This window comes from Neopusillimonas maritima (genome assembly GCF_003576595.1).
In the GTDB taxonomy this organism is placed as follows: Bacteria; Pseudomonadota; Gammaproteobacteria; order Burkholderiales; family Burkholderiaceae_B; genus Neopusillimonas; species Neopusillimonas maritima.
Genome location: NZ_NQOU01000002.1, coordinates 220,562 through 238,730 on the forward strand (window position 1 = coordinate 220,562; position 18,169 = coordinate 238,730).

Annotated in this window: 13 protein-coding genes; 7 read left to right on the top strand and 6 right to left on the bottom strand. The window is 54.1% G+C overall.

Annotation, left to right across the window (positions count from 1 at the left end; all coding sequences use genetic code 11):
* Positions 1 to 31: 31 nt before the first annotated feature.
* Genes CJO09_RS06035 through CJO09_RS06055 form a run of 5 tightly spaced genes read right to left on the bottom strand, consistent with a single transcriptional unit; the run spans position 32 to position 4,995 of the window.
* Complete coding sequence (locus CJO09_RS06035; protein WP_119441565.1) at positions 32 to 1,324, bottom strand: flavin-containing monooxygenase; 1,293 nt, start codon at positions 1,322 to 1,324, stop codon at positions 32 to 34.
* Between the two features lie 46 nt (positions 1,325 to 1,370).
* Complete coding sequence (locus CJO09_RS06040; RefSeq protein WP_119441566.1) at positions 1,371 to 2,069, bottom strand: ABC transporter ATP-binding protein; 699 nt, start codon at positions 2,067 to 2,069, stop codon at positions 1,371 to 1,373.
* Entirely contained in the window at positions 2,062 to 2,892 is an 831-nt protein-coding gene (locus tag CJO09_RS06045; RefSeq protein WP_119441567.1) for an ABC transporter ATP-binding protein, read from the bottom strand. Before CJO09_RS06045 ends, CJO09_RS06040 begins: the two co-directional genes overlap by 8 nt.
* A complete protein-coding gene (locus CJO09_RS06050) occupies positions 2,882 to 4,078 on the bottom strand; it encodes a branched-chain amino acid ABC transporter permease (protein WP_119441568.1) in 1,197 nt (398 codons plus the stop codon). Before CJO09_RS06050 ends, CJO09_RS06045 begins: the two co-directional genes overlap by 11 nt.
* Entirely contained in the window at positions 4,078 to 4,995 is a 918-nt protein-coding gene (locus CJO09_RS06055) for a branched-chain amino acid ABC transporter permease (RefSeq protein ID WP_119441569.1), read from the bottom strand. Before CJO09_RS06055 ends, CJO09_RS06050 begins: the two co-directional genes overlap by 1 nt.
* Before the next feature lie 206 nt (positions 4,996 to 5,201).
* Between CJO09_RS06055 and CJO09_RS06060 the strand changes: the two genes are divergently transcribed.
* From CJO09_RS06060 to CJO09_RS06090, 7 genes are all read left to right on the top strand, one after another.
* Positions 5,202 to 6,353 (top strand): branched-chain amino acid ABC transporter substrate-binding protein, encoded by a 1,152-nt coding sequence (locus CJO09_RS06060; protein WP_119441570.1) that lies wholly within the window; start codon positions 5,202 to 5,204, stop codon positions 6,351 to 6,353.
* 243 nt (positions 6,354 to 6,596) lie between these two features.
* On the top strand, positions 6,597 to 7,592 hold the full coding sequence (locus CJO09_RS06065) for a LysR family transcriptional regulator (RefSeq protein ID WP_119441571.1): 996 nt from the start codon (positions 6,597 to 6,599) through the stop codon (positions 7,590 to 7,592).
* Positions 7,593 to 7,605: 13 nt separating this feature from the next.
* A complete protein-coding gene (locus CJO09_RS06070; RefSeq protein ID WP_158582716.1) occupies positions 7,606 to 8,907 on the top strand; it encodes a nitrate regulatory protein in 1,302 nt (433 codons plus the stop codon).
* A 346-nt stretch (positions 8,908 to 9,253) separates the two neighbouring features.
* Positions 9,254 to 11,818, top strand: a complete 2,565-nt coding sequence (gene nirB / locus CJO09_RS06075; protein ID WP_119441573.1) for a nitrite reductase large subunit NirB — start codon at positions 9,254 to 9,256, stop codon at positions 11,816 to 11,818.
* A gap of 10 nt (positions 11,819 to 11,828) precedes the next feature.
* A complete protein-coding gene (gene nirD, locus CJO09_RS06080; RefSeq protein ID WP_119441574.1) occupies positions 11,829 to 12,218 on the top strand; it encodes a nitrite reductase small subunit NirD in 390 nt (129 codons plus the stop codon).
* Positions 12,199 to 13,032: a uroporphyrinogen-III C-methyltransferase gene (gene cobA / locus CJO09_RS06085; RefSeq protein WP_228276165.1), complete on the top strand. Its 834-nt coding sequence runs from the start codon at positions 12,199 to 12,201 to the stop codon at positions 13,030 to 13,032. Before nirD ends, cobA begins: the two co-directional genes overlap by 20 nt.
* Positions 13,020 to 14,027, top strand: coding sequence for a siroheme synthase (locus tag CJO09_RS06090; protein ID WP_119441576.1), 1,008 nt, complete (start codon positions 13,020 to 13,022; stop codon positions 14,025 to 14,027). Before cobA ends, CJO09_RS06090 begins: the two co-directional genes overlap by 13 nt.
* 19 nt (positions 14,028 to 14,046) lie before the next feature.
* Here the strand turns inward: CJO09_RS06090 and CJO09_RS06095 are convergent, their stop codons facing one another.
* The gene (locus CJO09_RS06095) at positions 14,047 to 18,162 is read right to left on the bottom strand and encodes a bifunctional nitrate reductase/sulfite reductase flavoprotein subunit alpha (RefSeq protein WP_119441577.1); all 4,116 of its coding nucleotides are present in this window, start codon (positions 18,160 to 18,162) and stop codon (positions 14,047 to 14,049) included.
* Between the last annotated feature and the right edge of the window lie 7 nt (positions 18,163 to 18,169).

Genomic DNA, 18,169 nt, shown 5'->3' on the forward strand with positions numbered 1-18,169 from the left:
CAAAAAATTTCAAATTTTGCCGGCTGCGCGATTACGCCCTAGCCGTTTCCCGCTCGCGCTCGCGCTGTGAAGCATCGCGATACGCCTCGTACTTGCGCCGTGTCGCGATATGGTCGGCTATATGACGGGCATCGTGCCAAACACCCCAAATAAAGGATGAACCCCGGCGCGACAACCATGGCAGGCCGACAAAATAAACACCCGGTTCGGCGGACACGCCACGCTGATGTTTCGGCTTACCCCGCTCGTCGAACGCATCAACCTGCAACCAAGGGTGCTCAACCGTATACCCGGTGGCCCAAATAATGCTATTGATTCCGGCTTGGTCCAAGTCCAGTTCAAGAATGGGGTTTGCTACACACTCGGGGTCGGCAAATACCTTGCGCGCCTCGGGTTCTTCCGGCAAATCAAGGCCATTACGTTCAATATACGCGTCGGCGGCATCCAGCAAGGCCAAATAGTTCGCATCCCCATTATTCAAATTCTGAACGAGGTCTGATTTGAACGTCACTTTGCCGTCTTCGAACGCATGCGTTAAACCGACCAGGTTAATGCCCTGATGCGCCAACTCACGGAAGTTAATGGTATAGCCACCGCGCGCGCCGGTGACAGCGATGGTCACATGCTCCTTGCCTGGTGTGGCGACCTCCTGATCCCATTGGCCCAATACACCCAACCACCACACGAAGTCGCGGTTGCGATAGGCACGCGGGGGCCGATCGTGAGGACCTACCGACAAATACACTTTGCGACCTGCGCGATTCAGTTCATCAGCAATCTGCACACCCGACGAACCCGCACCGACAACCAACACAGCGCCTTCAGGCAACTGCTCAGGATTGCGATAATGGGCCGAATGAATTTGCGTCAGTCGATCATCTTTAGGCGCAATCGGCGGAATAACGGGCCGCTGAAAAGGACCGGTTGCGGCCACCACACGCTGGACGTCGTAAACACCTTCCGACGTTTCCACCGTAAAACCGGGATGCCCCTGATTACGCACCACTTTGTGCACCTCAACGCCCGCATGAATCGGCGCATTGAACTTTTTGGCATAGGCTTCGAAATAGTCGGCAATTTGATCCTTCCCCGGAAAGCCATCGGGATCAAAATTCTCAAACTCCAGCCCCGGAAAACGGTCGTGCCAGGCCGGCCCGTTCGCTACCAACGAATCCCAGCGCCCCGTGCGCCATTGCTCGGCGATTCGATTACGCTCCAGCACCACATGTGGCACGCCCTGCGCGGTCAGGTGCTCGCTCATGGCGATCCCTGCCTGGCCGGCACCCACAACCAGTGTGTCAATCGATTTCTTCTCTACCGTCATGGCTGTTCCTTCTTTCTACAGAGGTATATACAAACGCACTACAAAACTACAAATACAAATGCTTGATCACGTCGTTGCTCAGTAATTCTTTCGCAGACCCCGACGCTACGATCTGCCCTTTCAGCAATAAATAGCCGCTATGCGCAATCGACAAAGCCGCCTCAGCGTTCTGCTCAATCAGCAGCACCGTAATGCCTTCTTTGTGAATGCGCTCTACCGTCATGAAGTACTCTTCAATCAATTTGGGCGACAAGCCCAGCGTGGGCTCATCCATCACAACCATTTTCGGGTTACCGATCAGCACCCGGCCCAATGCCACCATGGCCTGTTCGCCGCCGGACAAAGTGCCGGCGTCCTGGGCAAGGCGCTCGCCCACGCGGGGGAAGAGTTCAACCACGCGCTCAAGCGCCTGTTTGAAAGAATCCTTCGGTTTCAAGGCGTCATAACCAATTTGCAGGTTTTCACGCACACTGATTTCCGGGAAGAGCCGGCGGCCTTCCGGCACAAACCCCACACCCAGCCCGGCCAGGTCTTCCGTTTTAATATCGGCCAACTTGCGGCCATAAATGGTGATCTGGCCTTCGTAAGGCCTCAACAGGCCGGCAATCGCCTTGAACGTCGTGGTTTTTCCGGCACCGTTCGGACCCAACAGGCAAACAACGCTGCCTTCATCCACCTTCAAACTGACTTTGTTTAGTATGTTGACAACGCCATAGCGCGTACTAATTGCATCAAGCTCAAGCATGGCTGGCCTTTCTTCCCAAATAAGCTTCCTGAACACGCGGCAACTGACGTACCACTTCGAAACGGTCGTCACCGATTTTGCGACCGTAATCGAGCACCATGACCCGGTGCGGCAAGGCCGCCACCAAACGCATGTCGTGTTCAATAATGATGAAACTGAGCGTCGGGTTCTCTTGCTGAAGACGCCGAATATCGGCGATTAAGGCGTCGGTATCACGATCATCCATCCCGCTGGAAGGTTCATCGAGCAGCACGACTTTTGGTTCCGTTGCCAGCGCACGGGCAATCTCCAGGCGACGGCGATCAGCCTGCGGCAAGCTGCTGGCCAGTTGATTACGACGCTCGTATAAATCCGGCGAAACCCGTTTCAACAATTCACCTGCGCGCTCGGCAGCGCGACGCATTTCGGCATTGGCGCGCCCGGGTAACAATAAAGCCGTCAAGACACCGCATTTTGTGCGGGTGTGCATACCAATAATGACGTTATCCAACACACTTAAGCTGCCGAACAATCGACTCGTTTGAAATGTACGGGCAATGCCCGCTTCAGCAATCTTATGTGCGGGGATCCCGTTCAACCGCTGCCCTTCCAGGAAAACATCCCCTTCAGTCGGCGTGTAAATTCCGGTAATCAGGTTCAACAAAGTTGTCTTGCCGGCACCGTTGGGGCCAATAATGGCCAACACCTCACCACGCTTTAACGTAATATCCACGGACTCAACCGCAACCAAACCACCAAAACGCATGGTGAGTCCACGACCTTCGAGTACCAGCGACTCGGACGTATTGGGTTCGGGCGCTTTCACTTGTGTATCAATGCTCATGGTTACGCACTCGCTGAGGGAAAATGCCGCGCGGACGGATAACAAGGAACAGAATGACAACCAGGCCGTAGAACAAAATTCGGTAGTCGGAGAACGCACGAAGTTTCTCGGGCAGCATGGTCAGCAGCAAGGCACCCACGATTACCCCCAGAATATTGTCCATCCCCCCGGCAATCACCATGGTCATAATGGTGACCGACACCAGGAAAGTGAAGTTGTCGGGCGAAATGAAGCTCACATAGAACGCATACACCGTGCCGGCAAAACCGGCCAGGAAGGCGTCAACCGCGAACGCCTGCACCTTGTACCAGGTAACGTTAATACCGCAGGCACGTGCCGCGATTTCGTCATCGCGCAGTGCATTCCACGCCAGGCCGATTCGCGAGCTATGCAAACGTTTGGCCGACAAAATCGCCAGCCCCACCAGCGCAACCGACACATAATAGAAGTTGCCCTGGCCCGGCAAGCTATGGCCAAACAGTTCAATGGGGTCATTGAAGGAATGGCCGAACAAAGTGGGCGGCGGAATCCCCACCAAACCATTTGCGCCACCCGTCCATTCCAGATTCATCAGTAACTGGTGAACCACAATGCCGAACGCAATCGTGACCAGTGCCTGGTAGCTGTCGCGGGTGCGCATTGAGGGCAGGCCCAGCAAATAGCCGAACGTAGTGGCGACAACGGCAGCCACTAGCAACCCCACCCAGAAACTCACTCCGAAATGAATGGCCAACAACGCCGAGGCATAGGCCCCAATACCGTACGACGCTCCCGTGGCAAAGTTTGGAATATTGGCACTGCCCAACTGAAAGTTCAGTGCCAACGCCAATACCGCGTACAGATTGCCGATAATCAGTAGGTGCAGCGCATACGTGTCGCCGCCCAATAACCAGGGGAACACAATCGCCAAAACAATACCCAACACAGTGGCCACGCTGCGTTTACGACGGAAAGCCTCAACCAGCCGCTCTTCAAACAACGGGCGGCGCTGAACGGCAACCAGTGCAACGGCAAACAACGCCAGCAAGCCCAGCACGGCAACCCAGCTTTCAACGGCCAAAAACACCCACAAAAATGCCGTCGCGCCAAATGTCAGCACGAGCACAATCAGCAAATCGACCAACCCACCAGGGGCTGCCTGTGCGCCAACCGGGTCTGTTGAATGCCTTACTTGATTCTTTTGCATCAGACCTTCTCCATTTTCTGGGATCCGAACAAGCCTGCCGGACGGAACACCAATACCAAAATAACCAATGCAAAGACGAACACCAGGCGATAAGAGGTACCGTTGGGAACATAGCCCTGCACAATGGTTTCAATGGCCGCAATGAGCAACGCACCAATAATGGCACCGCCCAAACGCCCCAAACCACCGACTACTGCGGCCGAAAAGCCAATGAGGCCGGCCTGAATGCCGAAATCGAATCGCACCACGCCCGCGTAGCTGGCCATAAAAATGCCGCCCACCGCGCCAATAGCCGACGCAATGAAAAAAGCGCGCCGAAAAACGGGGCCACTAGCAATCGCGAACAGGCGAGCCGTCTCGCGGTCTTGCGAAACCGCCCGTAAGCGCATGCCGGCCGGCGTACGATGCAGAACATATAAAAGCGCAATAACAAGGCCGACCGACACCAGAACCGACACCACGCTAATCATGGGAATTGCACCAAACGGTGTGGTGATGCTGCCCTGCGCCACGGCGGGAAAAGCGTGTGGATTGCTCCCTTCTGGATACACGTGGCGAATAAGTTCGCGTAAAACGATACCCAGTGCAACAGTCGCCACCAACGGCATCATGGCCGGCGCGTCACGAAAACGGCTGATAACCAGCTTGTCGAGCCCCACACCAAGCCAGCCCACCGCCACAATCGCGATCAGACAAGCGCCTCCCAACACCAGCCACGAGGCATCTGCGCCCAGGCTGGCAGCCACAATTTGAACAGCTGCCAAGGCAACAAAAGGCGCCACCAGCGCCACATCGCCATGAGAAAAATGGATGACCTGCAATACACCAAACAACAGACTAAAGCCCAATGCCAATAAGCTGTATATGCAACCCAAGGTCAACCAGTTAATAAGCTGCTGGAACAAGACGTCCTGCATACCATTGACTCCTGAAAGTTCCGATGGAACGATTTGCAAGGGGTCTATTAAACCCAAAAAATTGCCGTCACTGATTCGCTTTTTTCAATTAACTACGTCGGAAAACGCGAACCAGCATCCGGCCCGCCCTCGGTATGATGCTTTTTCAGTCGTGTGATGGTTGACCCCTTCGCCGACCCCACCAATGAAACTTCAGAGGATTGACAATGAACGCATTTTCAACTCTTACAAAAACATCTGCGTCGCGACGCCGCCACTTGGCGGGAGCGCTCGTTGTCGCATGCGCCACACTCCTTGGTGCGGGCGTCGCCCAAGCGCAAGACACCATTAAACTTGGCTTTATCGGCCCATTAAGCGGTGGCAACGCCCAACAAGGACTGGGCGCCAAAAACGGCTTCCTGCTGGCCATCGACCAATGGAATGAAACCGAAGGCGTGCCCTTCAAGGTGGAAGGCATCGTACTTGACGACGCATCCGACCCCCAGGCCGGTGTTTCCGCCGCGCTGAAACTGGTTAATGATCGCGACGTCGTTGCCGCGACCGGTCACTGGAACAGCCCGGTCGCCTTGGCAACCTTGCCTGTCTTCAACCGCTCGCAAATGCCTTTTATTGTCTGGGGCGCGATCAGCCCGAAAATTACCGAACAGAACCTGCCCAACACCACACGCGTCACACCAACGCTGGTTAATGAAAACAAACCATTGGCCGACTGGGCGGCCAAAGAACTGGGCGCCAAAAAAATTGCCATTATTTCCGACACCAGCGACTACGGCGCGGCTAACCTGAAATGGTTTGGCACCTTCTTCGAAGAAGCGGGCGGCGAAATCATTGCGCGTGAAAGCTTCCCGGTGGGCACCACCGATTTCCGCGCCATCCTGACCAAAGTCAAATCTCTGAACCCCGATGCGGTGTACTTTGGCGGCGTGATTACCGAAGCGGGTATTGTTCGCAAGCAAATGGCCGAACTGGGTATGGAGCAACCCATGCTTGGCATCAGCGGCATCCATGATCCGCAACTCATCGAAATCGCCGGAGATGCAGCCAATGGCGTGGTGGTAGGCGTGCCCAAGGCACAAAGCAACCCCAAGTTGAAAGCCATGGAAGAGGCCTATAAAGCGAAAGACTACAAAGAAGCACAAAGCCCTTACACCAAGTATGCCTACGACGCCACCGGCATTCTGCTTGAAGCGATTAAACAAGCCGGGCCGAAAGACAAAAAGGCCATTGCCGAAACCATTCGCGGGATTAGCTACGAAGGCGCCCTGGGCACCACCACATTCGACGATAACGGGCAAACTGAAATCCCGGTCGACATTGAAGTACGTACCGTTAAAAACGGTGAATGGACAAACTACTAAGACATAGTCAGTAAGCACATCGGTTGCCGGCCCCGAAACCAGCCGGCACCGTCAAGCTGCCCGTTCAGCGCTCACCGCCCTTCCACAGCAGTTTTGAGGGGTTGTGAGCGCTTTTTTTGCGCGAAATGACGCGTGATAGAATGAATTGCACTGTATGCGCATCATTGTTTCGTGATATTCGCGCCTTGGTGGCAAACAAGGCAACTAAAACAATTTTTAGAAAACATTTGCCTGCCTAAACCCATGCTCACCCGACTTACTTTCCGACAACTGGAATATTGTTTGGCCGCCGGCGAGTTCGGCAGCGTTGCCAAAGCAGCCGAGTATATCCACATTTCACCGTCGTCCATTTCGGCGGCCATTACTCAGGTTGAAACCGAGTTATCGGTCACGCTGTTCATACGCCGCCATGCACAAGGCCTGTCGCTTACACCAGCCGGCGTGGAAGTCCTGAAGCAAATTCGCCTGACGCTTGATCAGGCACTCAGCCTCTACGATATTGCCAACAACACCCAGCATTTAGTACGCGGACCATTGCGTGTAGGGTGTTTTACGCCGCTGGCTGCCATGATTGCCCCCGAATTGTGTCAAGGCTTTGCCCGCGCCCACCCAGGTGCCGAAGTGTTGCAAATTGAGGATCACCATGAAGGCCTGATAGAACGCCTGCGCAACGCCCAGATTGACGTTGCCATCACCTACGACCTGAACGTCGCTGAAAGTGACATTGAGTTTGAAGCATTGGCGTCGTTGCCGCCCTTCGTCATTGTGAGCGAAACCGACCCGCTGGCGCAAAACCGGATCACTTCATTGAAAGCGTTGGCCAAACGCCCAATGATCCTGCTCGATTTGCCGCTTAGCCGGGAATACTTTTTATCGCTGTTCCGTGAGGCGGGGGTATCACCCACTATTGCTGCGCGGTCTACCAGCCCCGACGTGCTGCGCTCCCTGGTCGCCAATGGAGTAGGTTACTCACTGGCGAATGTCAGGCCGCGCACCAATGTGTCGCTCGACGGAAAAAGGTTGGTCAGTGTCAATTTGAAAGGCCGGCACCGCCCCATGAAATTAGGGCTGGCCTGGTTGAAAGACCAGAAACTGCGCAGTGTGGTGGAAGCTTTTATGGAACGCTGCCGCGCTTGTATCTCCGACGGGCATGTGCCGGGGATGTCGGCGCCGGGCTTTGCCGGGCGAGTGGCCGACGCAGCGGCCCCGGAACATCACGACACGGCGCAATCCGACTAACATCAAGACCACCATGTTTTCCGAGATCATAGACCCCATACGTCGCACGGCATTACGCACGGAAATTGAAGGCCTAAAGGCGGCAATACCCTTGCACGATCTAACACAAGCACTTGGCCGGGTAACTCATGCATTACAACGCGAACGAGGTGCGACACAAGGCTATTTAAACGATCTTGATGACACCCGCATAGCGTTGTTGAAAAACGCTGTGGCGCTCAGCGATTCCGTATTGCCAGAACTGCTGCCTCCTGCTCAAACAGTACTCAAAAATCCGTCGGGCCCGAGTGCCGCCCGTTTATTCAATCGCCTTGCCGACGCCCTCTCGGGCTTGCAAAGCCTTCAGCTATTACGACAGCAATGCTTCGCGCGCCGGATTCGCGCTGACACCGCGTTCGAAAAATACGCTTCGATCATTACCCGCTTACTTCACACGGTTTACGAAACGACCAGTTTGTGGGTTGATCCCCATTTGGCGGCTCAGGTTGTCGCATTGTTTTCCGTTATGCAGGCAAAAGAATATGCCGGACAAGAGCGGGCACTGACAATGGCGGGATTCACGCGAGGAAGTTTTTCAAAATTACACTTGCAACAAATAACACAACTTATCCACGCACAAGAAGCGTGCATAGAACGGGCAAAATCGATTGAAAAAGCCCATAACGGTACCCTTGGAGAATCGGAATTCGAAACGTCCGACATGGCATTGTTAGAACGAATGCGGCGTTTGGCACACACTCTGGAAGGACAAAACTCGTCGGGAGAATCATTGGGTGAAGCCTGGTTCCAGATCAGTACAGCACGCATTGAATCCTTACTCAATTACCAGAAATCACTAGAGAACCAACTGAAAGAAAAGGCACAAGCCCGCTTGGCCCAAGCCACCATCGCGCTCAATAGCGAGTCACTTGACGCCATGCCGGCCACACCCCCACTGGTAGGGCTTTACCTGCCTGTTGCACAACACCCGCAAAATTGGTCAACCGAACCAAGCACGATTTCCGACACTAACTTACCACCTGAATTGGGCCAAACGTTAATGGATTGGGCTTACGAGCAACAACGTAGCCTGCGGGAAACCCGCGAAGCACTCGCTCAGGCAGAAATAGCCGCGCAAGAGATCAAGATACTGGAGCGCGGCAAAACCAGACTAATGCAATGGTATGGCTGGACTGAAGACCAGGCTCACCGGGAGCTGCGTCGCATGGCGATGAACCGTGGTCGTAAACTAATTGAAATCGCCGGCGTCCTGTCGGAGCTAACCGACAAACCCGCTGAACCGATTAATGACAAACCCGCCGATTCCCCCGACTAAACATTTGCTCGACGAAAAATGAAGACAGCATTGGTGCATGTGAGCACCAATACAGTGCACCTTCAGTTCGCCCTCACATCAACAAGCCGACAACCTATTCAGTAAACCGCTTTAACTGGTAATAAACAGGGCACGACGAAACCTCTAAATAATTGGCACGTTTATTGCTTGGTATAGAACAAGCAGTCATCAAACGCAGACCAAGGACGGCCGGCAAAGATAACTGCCCGACTGATACGGACATGCAGTCAGTTTCTGAGCAAAGGCGCTTGCACCAAGGAATTTTGGTGTAGGCGCCTTTTTTGCATTTACGGTCCCTAAAACCATTGATGAGCTGGAGTGAAGTATGAAACCCAATGATCTTTCCAACGAACGTTTCACCGGGAAACCACGCCTGATCGTGATTGGCAATGGCATGGTCGGACAACGACTGCTGGAAGAACTCATGCAACTAGGCGCGCGTTATGACATTACTGTTTTCAGCGGCGAGCCCCACCTTGCATACGACCGGGTACAGCTTAGCCAGTGCTTTAACGGCTCTTCGCCGGACGATATCAAACTAACGGATGAAACTTTTTTCCACCACCACGGCATAACATTGCTGCACAACCAACCGGTAGCGTGGATAGATCGAAAAAAGCAATGCGTTTATACGGCGCAGGAGAGCGTCTACCCTTACGACAAACTGGTTCTGGCTACAGGATCAAACCCATTCATACCACCCATCGAGGGCAACGACCAACCCGGATGCCTACCTTATCGCTCGTTAACCGACATTGACGCGATTCGACACTGGGCTCAAGGAGCCCGCAGGGGAGTGGTGATCGGTGGTGGCTTGTTGGGTCTGGAAGCCGCGCGTGCGTTACATAGCCTGGGTCTCGACACACATGTTGTCGAGTTTTCCGGCCATTTGATGGCCATGCAGATTGACGAATCGGGTGGACAACTGTTACGCAACAAAATCGAAGCTATGGGCATTCATGTTCACACGCGTAAAATGACACGAGCCATCTCCACAGGCTTATCGTCCCGTTACCGCTTACGCTTCGCCGAGGGCGATTTCCTGGAAACTGACATGGTGGTCTTCTCGGCCGGCATCCGGCCATGCGACCAACTTGCACGCAACTGCGGCCTGGTCATCGGCGAACGCGGCGGCATCACAATTGATGCGCATTGCCGCAGTTCCGACACAAATATTTATGCCATTGGTGAAGTCGCCAGCTGGAACGGTAATACATTCGGCCTTGTGGCACCCGGGTACGAAATGGCACGCGTTTGTGCCGCACACCTGAGCGGCAATGATGCGACCCTTTTCAAGGGCGCCACACCCAGCACCAAACTGAAACTGCTGGGCGTTGAAGTAGGTTCTATCGGAGATGCTCACGGTACTACGCCAAACAGTGTGAAATGCGTGTTCGAAGACGCCCTTGAAGGAGTCTACAAAAAACTGGTGCTTGATGCCTCCGGCAAACGGTTGTTAGGCGCCGTGCTGGTTGGCGATACGTCATCATTTGCGATCCTGGATCAGTATTTCAGCAATGCGCTTGCAATGCCTTCCAAACCCGCCGCGCTCATCAGTCCAAAAACGGCAAACGAACCCGGACCAGGTATTGATAACCTGCCAGACAGCGCACAAATCTGTTCGTGCAATAACGTAAACAAAGCCGACTTATGCAGTGCCATTGCCAACGGTTCGACACAACTTGACGATCTGAAAGCAAGTACACGCGCAGCCACCTCTTGCGGTGGCTGCGCAACCCTGGTCAAACAAGTCTTTGATTCGGAGCTGACGCGGCTTGGAATGACCGTTGACAAAAGCCTGTGCGAACACTTTACCTATAGCCGCCAGGAGATCTACCACCTTGTTCGTGTCAACGGAATCCGCGACTTCAACACACTGATACAACGCTTTGGCAAAGGTCGCGGCTGCGATATCTGCAAACCAACTGTTGCATCCATTCTGGCCTCCTGCTGGAACGACTATATTCTTGCGAAAGAACACGCAACACTACAAGACACCAATGATGCATACCTAGGAAATCTGCAAAAAGATGGTACCTATTCAGTCGTACCGCGCATTCCCGGCGGCGAAATCACCCCAGAAAAACTGATCGTGATTGGTGAAGTAGCACGTCGATACAAGCTATACACGAAAATCACCGGAGGTCAACGCATTGACTTGTTCGGCGCACGCTTGGAACAACTACCCGAAATCTGGGAAGTATTGATCAATGCCGGCTTCGAGTCGGGCCACGCATACGGCAAAGCGCTACGCACTGCCAAATCGTGCGTGGGAAGCACATGGTGCCGCTATGGTGTTCAGGACTCGGTCAGCATGGCAATCCGGCTCGAAGAGCGCTACCGCGGCATACGAGCTCCGCACAAAATAAAGATGGCAGCCTCGGGATGTACGCGCGAATGCGCAGAAGCCCAAAGCAAAGACGTCGGCATTATTGCCACCGAGAACGGCTGGAATCTTTACGTTTGCGGTAACGGCGGAATGCGACCGCGACATGCCGAGTTGTTGGCCACCGACTTGAATGATCAGGAACTGATCCGCACCATCGATCGTTTCTTAATGTTCTACATACAAACAGCGGACCGTCTGCAGCGTACGTCAACCTGGCGCGAAAATCTCGAGGGCGGCCTGGACTACATCAAAGATGTTGTATTGAACGACAGCCTTGGCCTGGCCAACGAACTGGAAAATCAAATGCAGGCATTAGTAGATCGCTATGAATGCGAATGGGCGGCCACAATTAAAGATAAAGAAGCGTTAAAACGGTTCCGCTCGCTGATCAACGATACGACTCCTGACGAACAGATCGTTCATGTAATCGAACGCGGACAGCCACGACCCGCAACGTTGCGGGAACGGGCTGAAAAGCTAGCCAGCACCTTGACGGAATAGGAGCCCGCACATGCCAAAACCAAGTCAAACACCCCCATGGCAAATTGTATGCCACGCAGACGACCTGCAACTGAATGCCGGCGTCGCCGTGCGCGCGCACGGCGCCCAGGTTGCTATTTTCCTAACAGAAAACGCACTGTATGCGATCGACAACATCGATCCATCGTGCAGTGCAGCCGTCCTTTCGCGCGGCATCGTGGGAGATATAAACGGCCGACTCGTCGTTGCCTCACCCATGTACAAACAGCACTTCTGCCTAACGACCGGACAATGCCTTGAAGACGAAACCATGTCAGTGCGACCGTGGCCAGTACATCGCGGGCCGGACGGTTCAATCGAAATAGGCCCCTGCGACAACTCTAATCAGGAAGATGCCCATCATGCACAACAGCGCGTTTGAACATGAAAAAATCACAACCACGTCCAGCCGGCCCGGCCAAGTATGGCTAGTGGGCGCCGGACCGGGGGATCCCGACCTCATCACGGTAAAAGCCCTTAAAGTGTTACGTGCTGCAGACGTCGTGATCTATGACCGACTCATCGCCGGCGACTTGCTGAATTGCTGTCCACCACAAAGCATCAAACTTTATGTAGGCAAACAACGCAGCCGACACAGCGTTCCGCAATCACAAATCAATCAATTGCTTGTCGAATATGCACAGTCTGGAAAAAAAGTAGTTCGGCTTAAAGGAGGTGATCCGTTCATCTTTGGGCGCGGAGGAGAAGAAATGATGGCGCTACGCGCGCATGGTGTACAAGTTGACATCGTTCCCGGCATCACAGCGGCGTCCGGATGCGCCGCAGCAACCGGTATTCCTTTAACTCACCGAGATCACGCCGGCGCCGTGAGCCTGATGACGGCTCACCGCTGCGACGGCGCAACGGACTGCGATTGGGCCTCGTTAACTGCAGATCGGCAGCGCACACTCGTGTTTTACATGGGCTTGGCTCAGGCCCAACACATCAGCATGGAGCTGATTTTGCATGGGTTGCCAGGCAACACACCGGCAGCCTTGATTTCTAAAGGATCAACCACACAACAAAAAGCCGTTAGCTGCACGGTGGAAACGCTGGCGAAGGCAGCAACACAAGAAGGGCTGACGTCGCCATGCCTCATCATGGTGGGCAGCGTCGTGCAATTGGCTGATCCGGCCCGCATCACCCCAGCATCCTTGACACACTTCGAACAGGCGACGGCTGTATGCCCCGAATAACTCCGCTCTACCCAATCTTCGCCGATCTTGCAGCACGTCCTGTTCTGGTTGTCGGCGGCGGCGCCGTTGCCGAACGAAAAGTACGATCATTACTGAATGCCGGGGCAGAGGTACACGTGGGTGCACCGGCGCTAACTGAAACACTAGCTCGGTGGGCGGATGAAAGACGCCTAAAACATATTGACGGCATGTTCCAGGCGCAATGGCTTGACAACATGTGGCTGGTCATCGCCGCCACCAATCATCGCGAAGTAAACGCCAAAGTGAAACAAGCCGCAGACGATCGTGGCCTGCTGAGCAATGTAGTCGATGACCCGGCGCTCTCGTCTTTTCAGGTCCCTTCTGTGGTCGACCGCGCGCCACTGACAATCGCCATATCGTCGGCCGGAGTCGCCCCGGTACTGGCACGGCGCTTACGCGAATGCATGGAAGCAATGTTCGACCATGCGTTGGCGGATCTGGCAAAACTGGCAGGTCATTATCGGGCTGCCATTCGCCACGCATACCCAAACACAGGTGCACGACGACGCTTTTACGACTGGCTTTTTGATGGACCGATACCAATTTTGTTGCGCCAGGGGAAACACCTTGAAGCGGAGCAAGCCCTGATCTCAAACCTTGCCACCCCGGACACTTGGCCCGCCCGCGTGGTAACCTGGATCGACCCAGGGCCGGGAGACCCTGGGCTATTGACCCTAAACGGCTTGCGTGCATTAAACGAAGCGGACATCGTAGTGCATGATAGCCACATTGAAGAGCCCTTACTTTCATTGGCCCGACGCGATGCCGACCGACGCCTCATTAGCGGCGAACTGCTGCACCACACGGAAATGCTAAAAGAATATCTGCTTAAACTCTTCGAGGACTACCAACGCGTTGCCCTCGTCATATCAAACAGCGCTTTACTTCGCGTTGAACAACGCGAACTGACTGAGCAATTGAGCCATCGTGGGGTGCTAACCAACATAGTACGAGGCGTGAGCGCTCAATCGTGATACACACTTTGCATTCACATTAATACACATCACGAATATAACGTCGCTCACGCGTCAGACGACTCATAAATTCACCTACCTGCTCATCAGATAAACCGCCATACTGTGCAGCAATCCGTCGCAATGCAGTGTCCACGTCTTTAGCCATACGCATGGCGTCTCCACACACGTAAAATCGGGCGCCGTCCTGAAGCCATGCCCACAATTGCGCGCCCTGCTCCAACATCCGATCCTGCACATAAACTTTCTGCGACTGATCGCGCGAAAACGCTACATCCAGTCGCGTCAGAAACCCGTCTGAAGCCATTTGCCTGAACTCATTTTCGTAATAAAAGTCGGTTGCAGCATAACGCTCGCCGAAAAAAAGCCAATTCGACCCCTTACTCCCGCGGGCACGGCGTTCATGCAAAAATCCACGAAATGGCGCAATGCCCGTACCAGGACCCACCATGATAATCGGCGTATCGCCATCAACAGGCAAATGAAAATGCGCCGATTTTTGTACGAAAGAAGGTACGCTTACATCACTCGCCCGATCAGCCAGAAACGTTGACGCAACACCTTTACGCCATTTTCGGTCATTGCGATAACGTACCGTCGAGACAGTGAGGTGAATCTCACCAGGGTGCACCAACGGACTGGACGCAATGGAATACAGTCGTGGCGTCATTGGCCTAAGCATTGCCAACAGCCCTTCGGCATCAATCGACACAGGAAACTCATGCAACACATCAACCAGTTGACGCCCCCACAACCACTGCTTGAGCTTCTGCTTATGCTCATCAGCCAATAAATCCTTAAGCGTGCGGCTCTTGCTCATTTCAGCCACAATCTTCAAGCTATCCGGGTGCACACGGGTCATATCGAAATGCCGGGTTAATGCGTCGGCAAGCGGCAATTCCCCAACCCCTGGCACGTTAACGGCAACATTGCCATCTAGTGAGGTTTGCTGCAACAATTCGCACACAAGTTCCGGGCAATTACTCGGCCAAACGCCAAGCGCATCACCCGCTTCATAATCCAATGCAAGATCCTGCGTAGACAACGCCAAAAAGCGCGTGTCCTTCCCGGACCCTTCTCCATTCAGGCAAATGTTGGTTTGCAGGCTTGCAGGCGCAGGGCGCACTTTGGTAGGCTGAGAGCGGCCGGTCAGGCCACCGTTCGGAGTTTTCGCACGACGCGTATCGTCGTGCGCTTTGATGCAATCAATGGTCTGCTCAAGCCAACGATCCGACCGGCTCAAATAATCGGCATCACACTCAACACGTTCCATTAGGCGTGTCGCGCCCAGCACTTCAAACTGGGAGTCAAGATGACGGCCGTGACCACAAAACGCATCATAGAGCCGATCACCGAAGGCAAGTACGGCGTAACAAACCTCTTCCAGACGCGGTGCATCCGGAGCCTGAAGCCCCAGCCAGAAATCGCGGCCATTGTCGGGCGGCTCACCATCGCCGAAGGTACTGCTCATTAATAAAACGTACTCCGCCTTGGTCAAATCAGCCACCGGGTAATCCGACATGCAGGCCATACGTATCTCGAATCCCGAATTCATTAATTGCGTGGCATAGCGATCTGTCAGCGACTCAACATTTCCAGTTTGAGAAGCCCACAGCAACAGCACTTTAGGACGTACCCTTACGGTGCGAGCAGCGGCCACAATTTCCGCCCCCGTATCTGAAATATGGCGGCTTTTCGTGTCGTCATCGTGCAGCGCCTCCCTGCTGCGGCTGTACAGCCCCGCCAGTAAACCATCAAGCCAGGTTCGCGTACGCTCTGAAAAGGGGGCATGGGCCGGCAACACAGGAACCGCCTCTGTTTGGGCAGACTGATCCATGCGCAACCCTCCCAAATAACCAGCCAGATAAACCTGTTCGGTTTCATTCAACTGCGGGGGCTCAGTATCAGTTACACAGACATAGGCTGCCAAAGCGTCCAAACGGGCCTGTTGATCGTCAACACGACCTTCCTGAACTTTATTGTGCTGTGCTACACGTGAAACAGTGACCGCACTTATCTTGAAACCCGGCTGAAGAGATAGCGGATCAACCGCATCGTGAGTGAGCGCATTCACACACAGGTCTTCGCCAAACGCATCATTCCAATGCATCGGAGCAAAGCAGTTACCCGGCATGACCCGGTCTGTCACGAGCGCCGGTAACACCGCCGTACCTCGACGAGACGTTAGTTGAACACTATCCTGATCAACGACTTCCAGCGCGGCAGCATCGTCTGGATGCAACTCAAGAAACGGGCCCGGATTCATTCTGTTCAGCATGGAAACCTTACCCGTCTTGGTCAAGGTATGCCATTGATGCTGTACCCGACCCGTGTTCAACACCATAGGATAGTCGACGTCCGACAGCTCAACAGGATCCACATGAGGCCTGGCATAAAACATTGCCCGACCAGACACCGTTGGAAAAACAGGACCAGTTGCGGAGGAGCTCGCCGATACTGAACAAGACTGCTCTTCTTGTTGCAGATAGCGAATTGGGTAACGCGTTTGCGTTGATTGAGGAGCGCAAGGCCACTGAATCGGCGACTCACGCAACCGCGCATGGTTTACGCCCCGAATATCATAACCAGTGACAGGGTTCGCAAACTGAGCCAACTCGGCGAACACTTCTTCCGCGCAGGCATAATCGAAATCCGCCTCATAGCCCAAGGCTTTCGCTACTTCAGCGATCAAGCGCCAATCCGGCAATGCCTGCCCGGGCGGATCGACTGCTTGGCGCATCAATGTAAGATTACGCTCCGAGTTAACCATCACACCGTCACCTTCGGCCCAAAGGGCCGCCGGCAACACTATGTCAGCAAACCGCGTCGTTTCGGTATCCAGGAAGGCGTCCTGAACAATCACTAACTCAGCCTTCTGGAGACCTTCAATGACGGAACGACGGTTCGCCACCGTTGCCACCGGGTTACTGCACATAATCCAACATGCCTTAATCTTTCCGATTGCCATACTGGAAAATAAATCTATCGTGCCACCGCTTTCTTGCGCCGGGATCGTCCCCCTTGGGACCGCCCAGGCATCTTCAACGAAATGCCGATCAACCGCTGACAACGCCGACCGCTGGCCCGGCAGACCAGCGCCCATATACCCCATTTCGCGCCCACCCATGGCATTGGGCTGTCCCGTTAACGAAAACGGCCCACTCCCAGGTCGGCAAATCTTACCGGTAGCCAGATGCAAGTTACACAAAGCGTTGGTATTCCAAACGCCGTGTGTACTCTGGTTTAACCCCATGGTCCAGCAACTCATGAACTCATCTGCATCGGCGATCCACTGCGCAGCCAACTCCAATTGCCTCTCGGTTAAACCAGTTAACTCGGTGACCTTTGACGGCGGATAATCAGCCAACAAATCAGACATCGCCTCCCAACCTTGAGTAAACGACTCAATGAACGCCAAATCAAGCTTGCCCCTCACTTGCAACAAATGCAGCAAGCCATTTAACAAAGCAATGTCGCTACCGGACTTCACCTGTAAAAACAAATCTGCCTTTTCAGCAGTAGCCGTTCGGCGCGGGTCCACAACAATCAATTTTGCGCCGGCTTTAACGCGCTCCATCATGCGTAAAAACAAAACAGGATGGCAGTCGGCCATATTTGAACCAATGACCAGGAACACGTCAGCCCGGTCAAAATCATCATATGACCCTGGGGGGCCATCGGCGCCCAATGAAAGCTTATAACCACTGGCGGCACTGGCCATGCACAAACGGGAATTGGACTCAATATGACGGGTGCGGATAAAGCCTTTAGCCAGCTTGTTGGCCAGGTATTGCGCCTCAATCGACATTTGTCCCGACACATAAAGCGACACCGCATCTGGGCCATGCGTGTCCAGCACACTGCGTAAACGGGCCGCCGTTTGCTCAATTGCCTGAGAGACTTGCAGCGGAACTGGATCGGCTTCACGCGCCTGGCGAACATAAGCACTTTCCAGGCGGGCGGAATGACGCAACACCTGATGTGCCGTCTTTCCCTTGGTACACAAGCGCCCACGGTTGGCGGGGTGGTCAGGGTCACCTTCCAGCTTTACCACCTCGTTATCCTTAACGTGCAACACCATGCCGCACCCAACACCACAATAAGGGCATACTGTTTTGACCTGTTTATCAATCATGACGCTT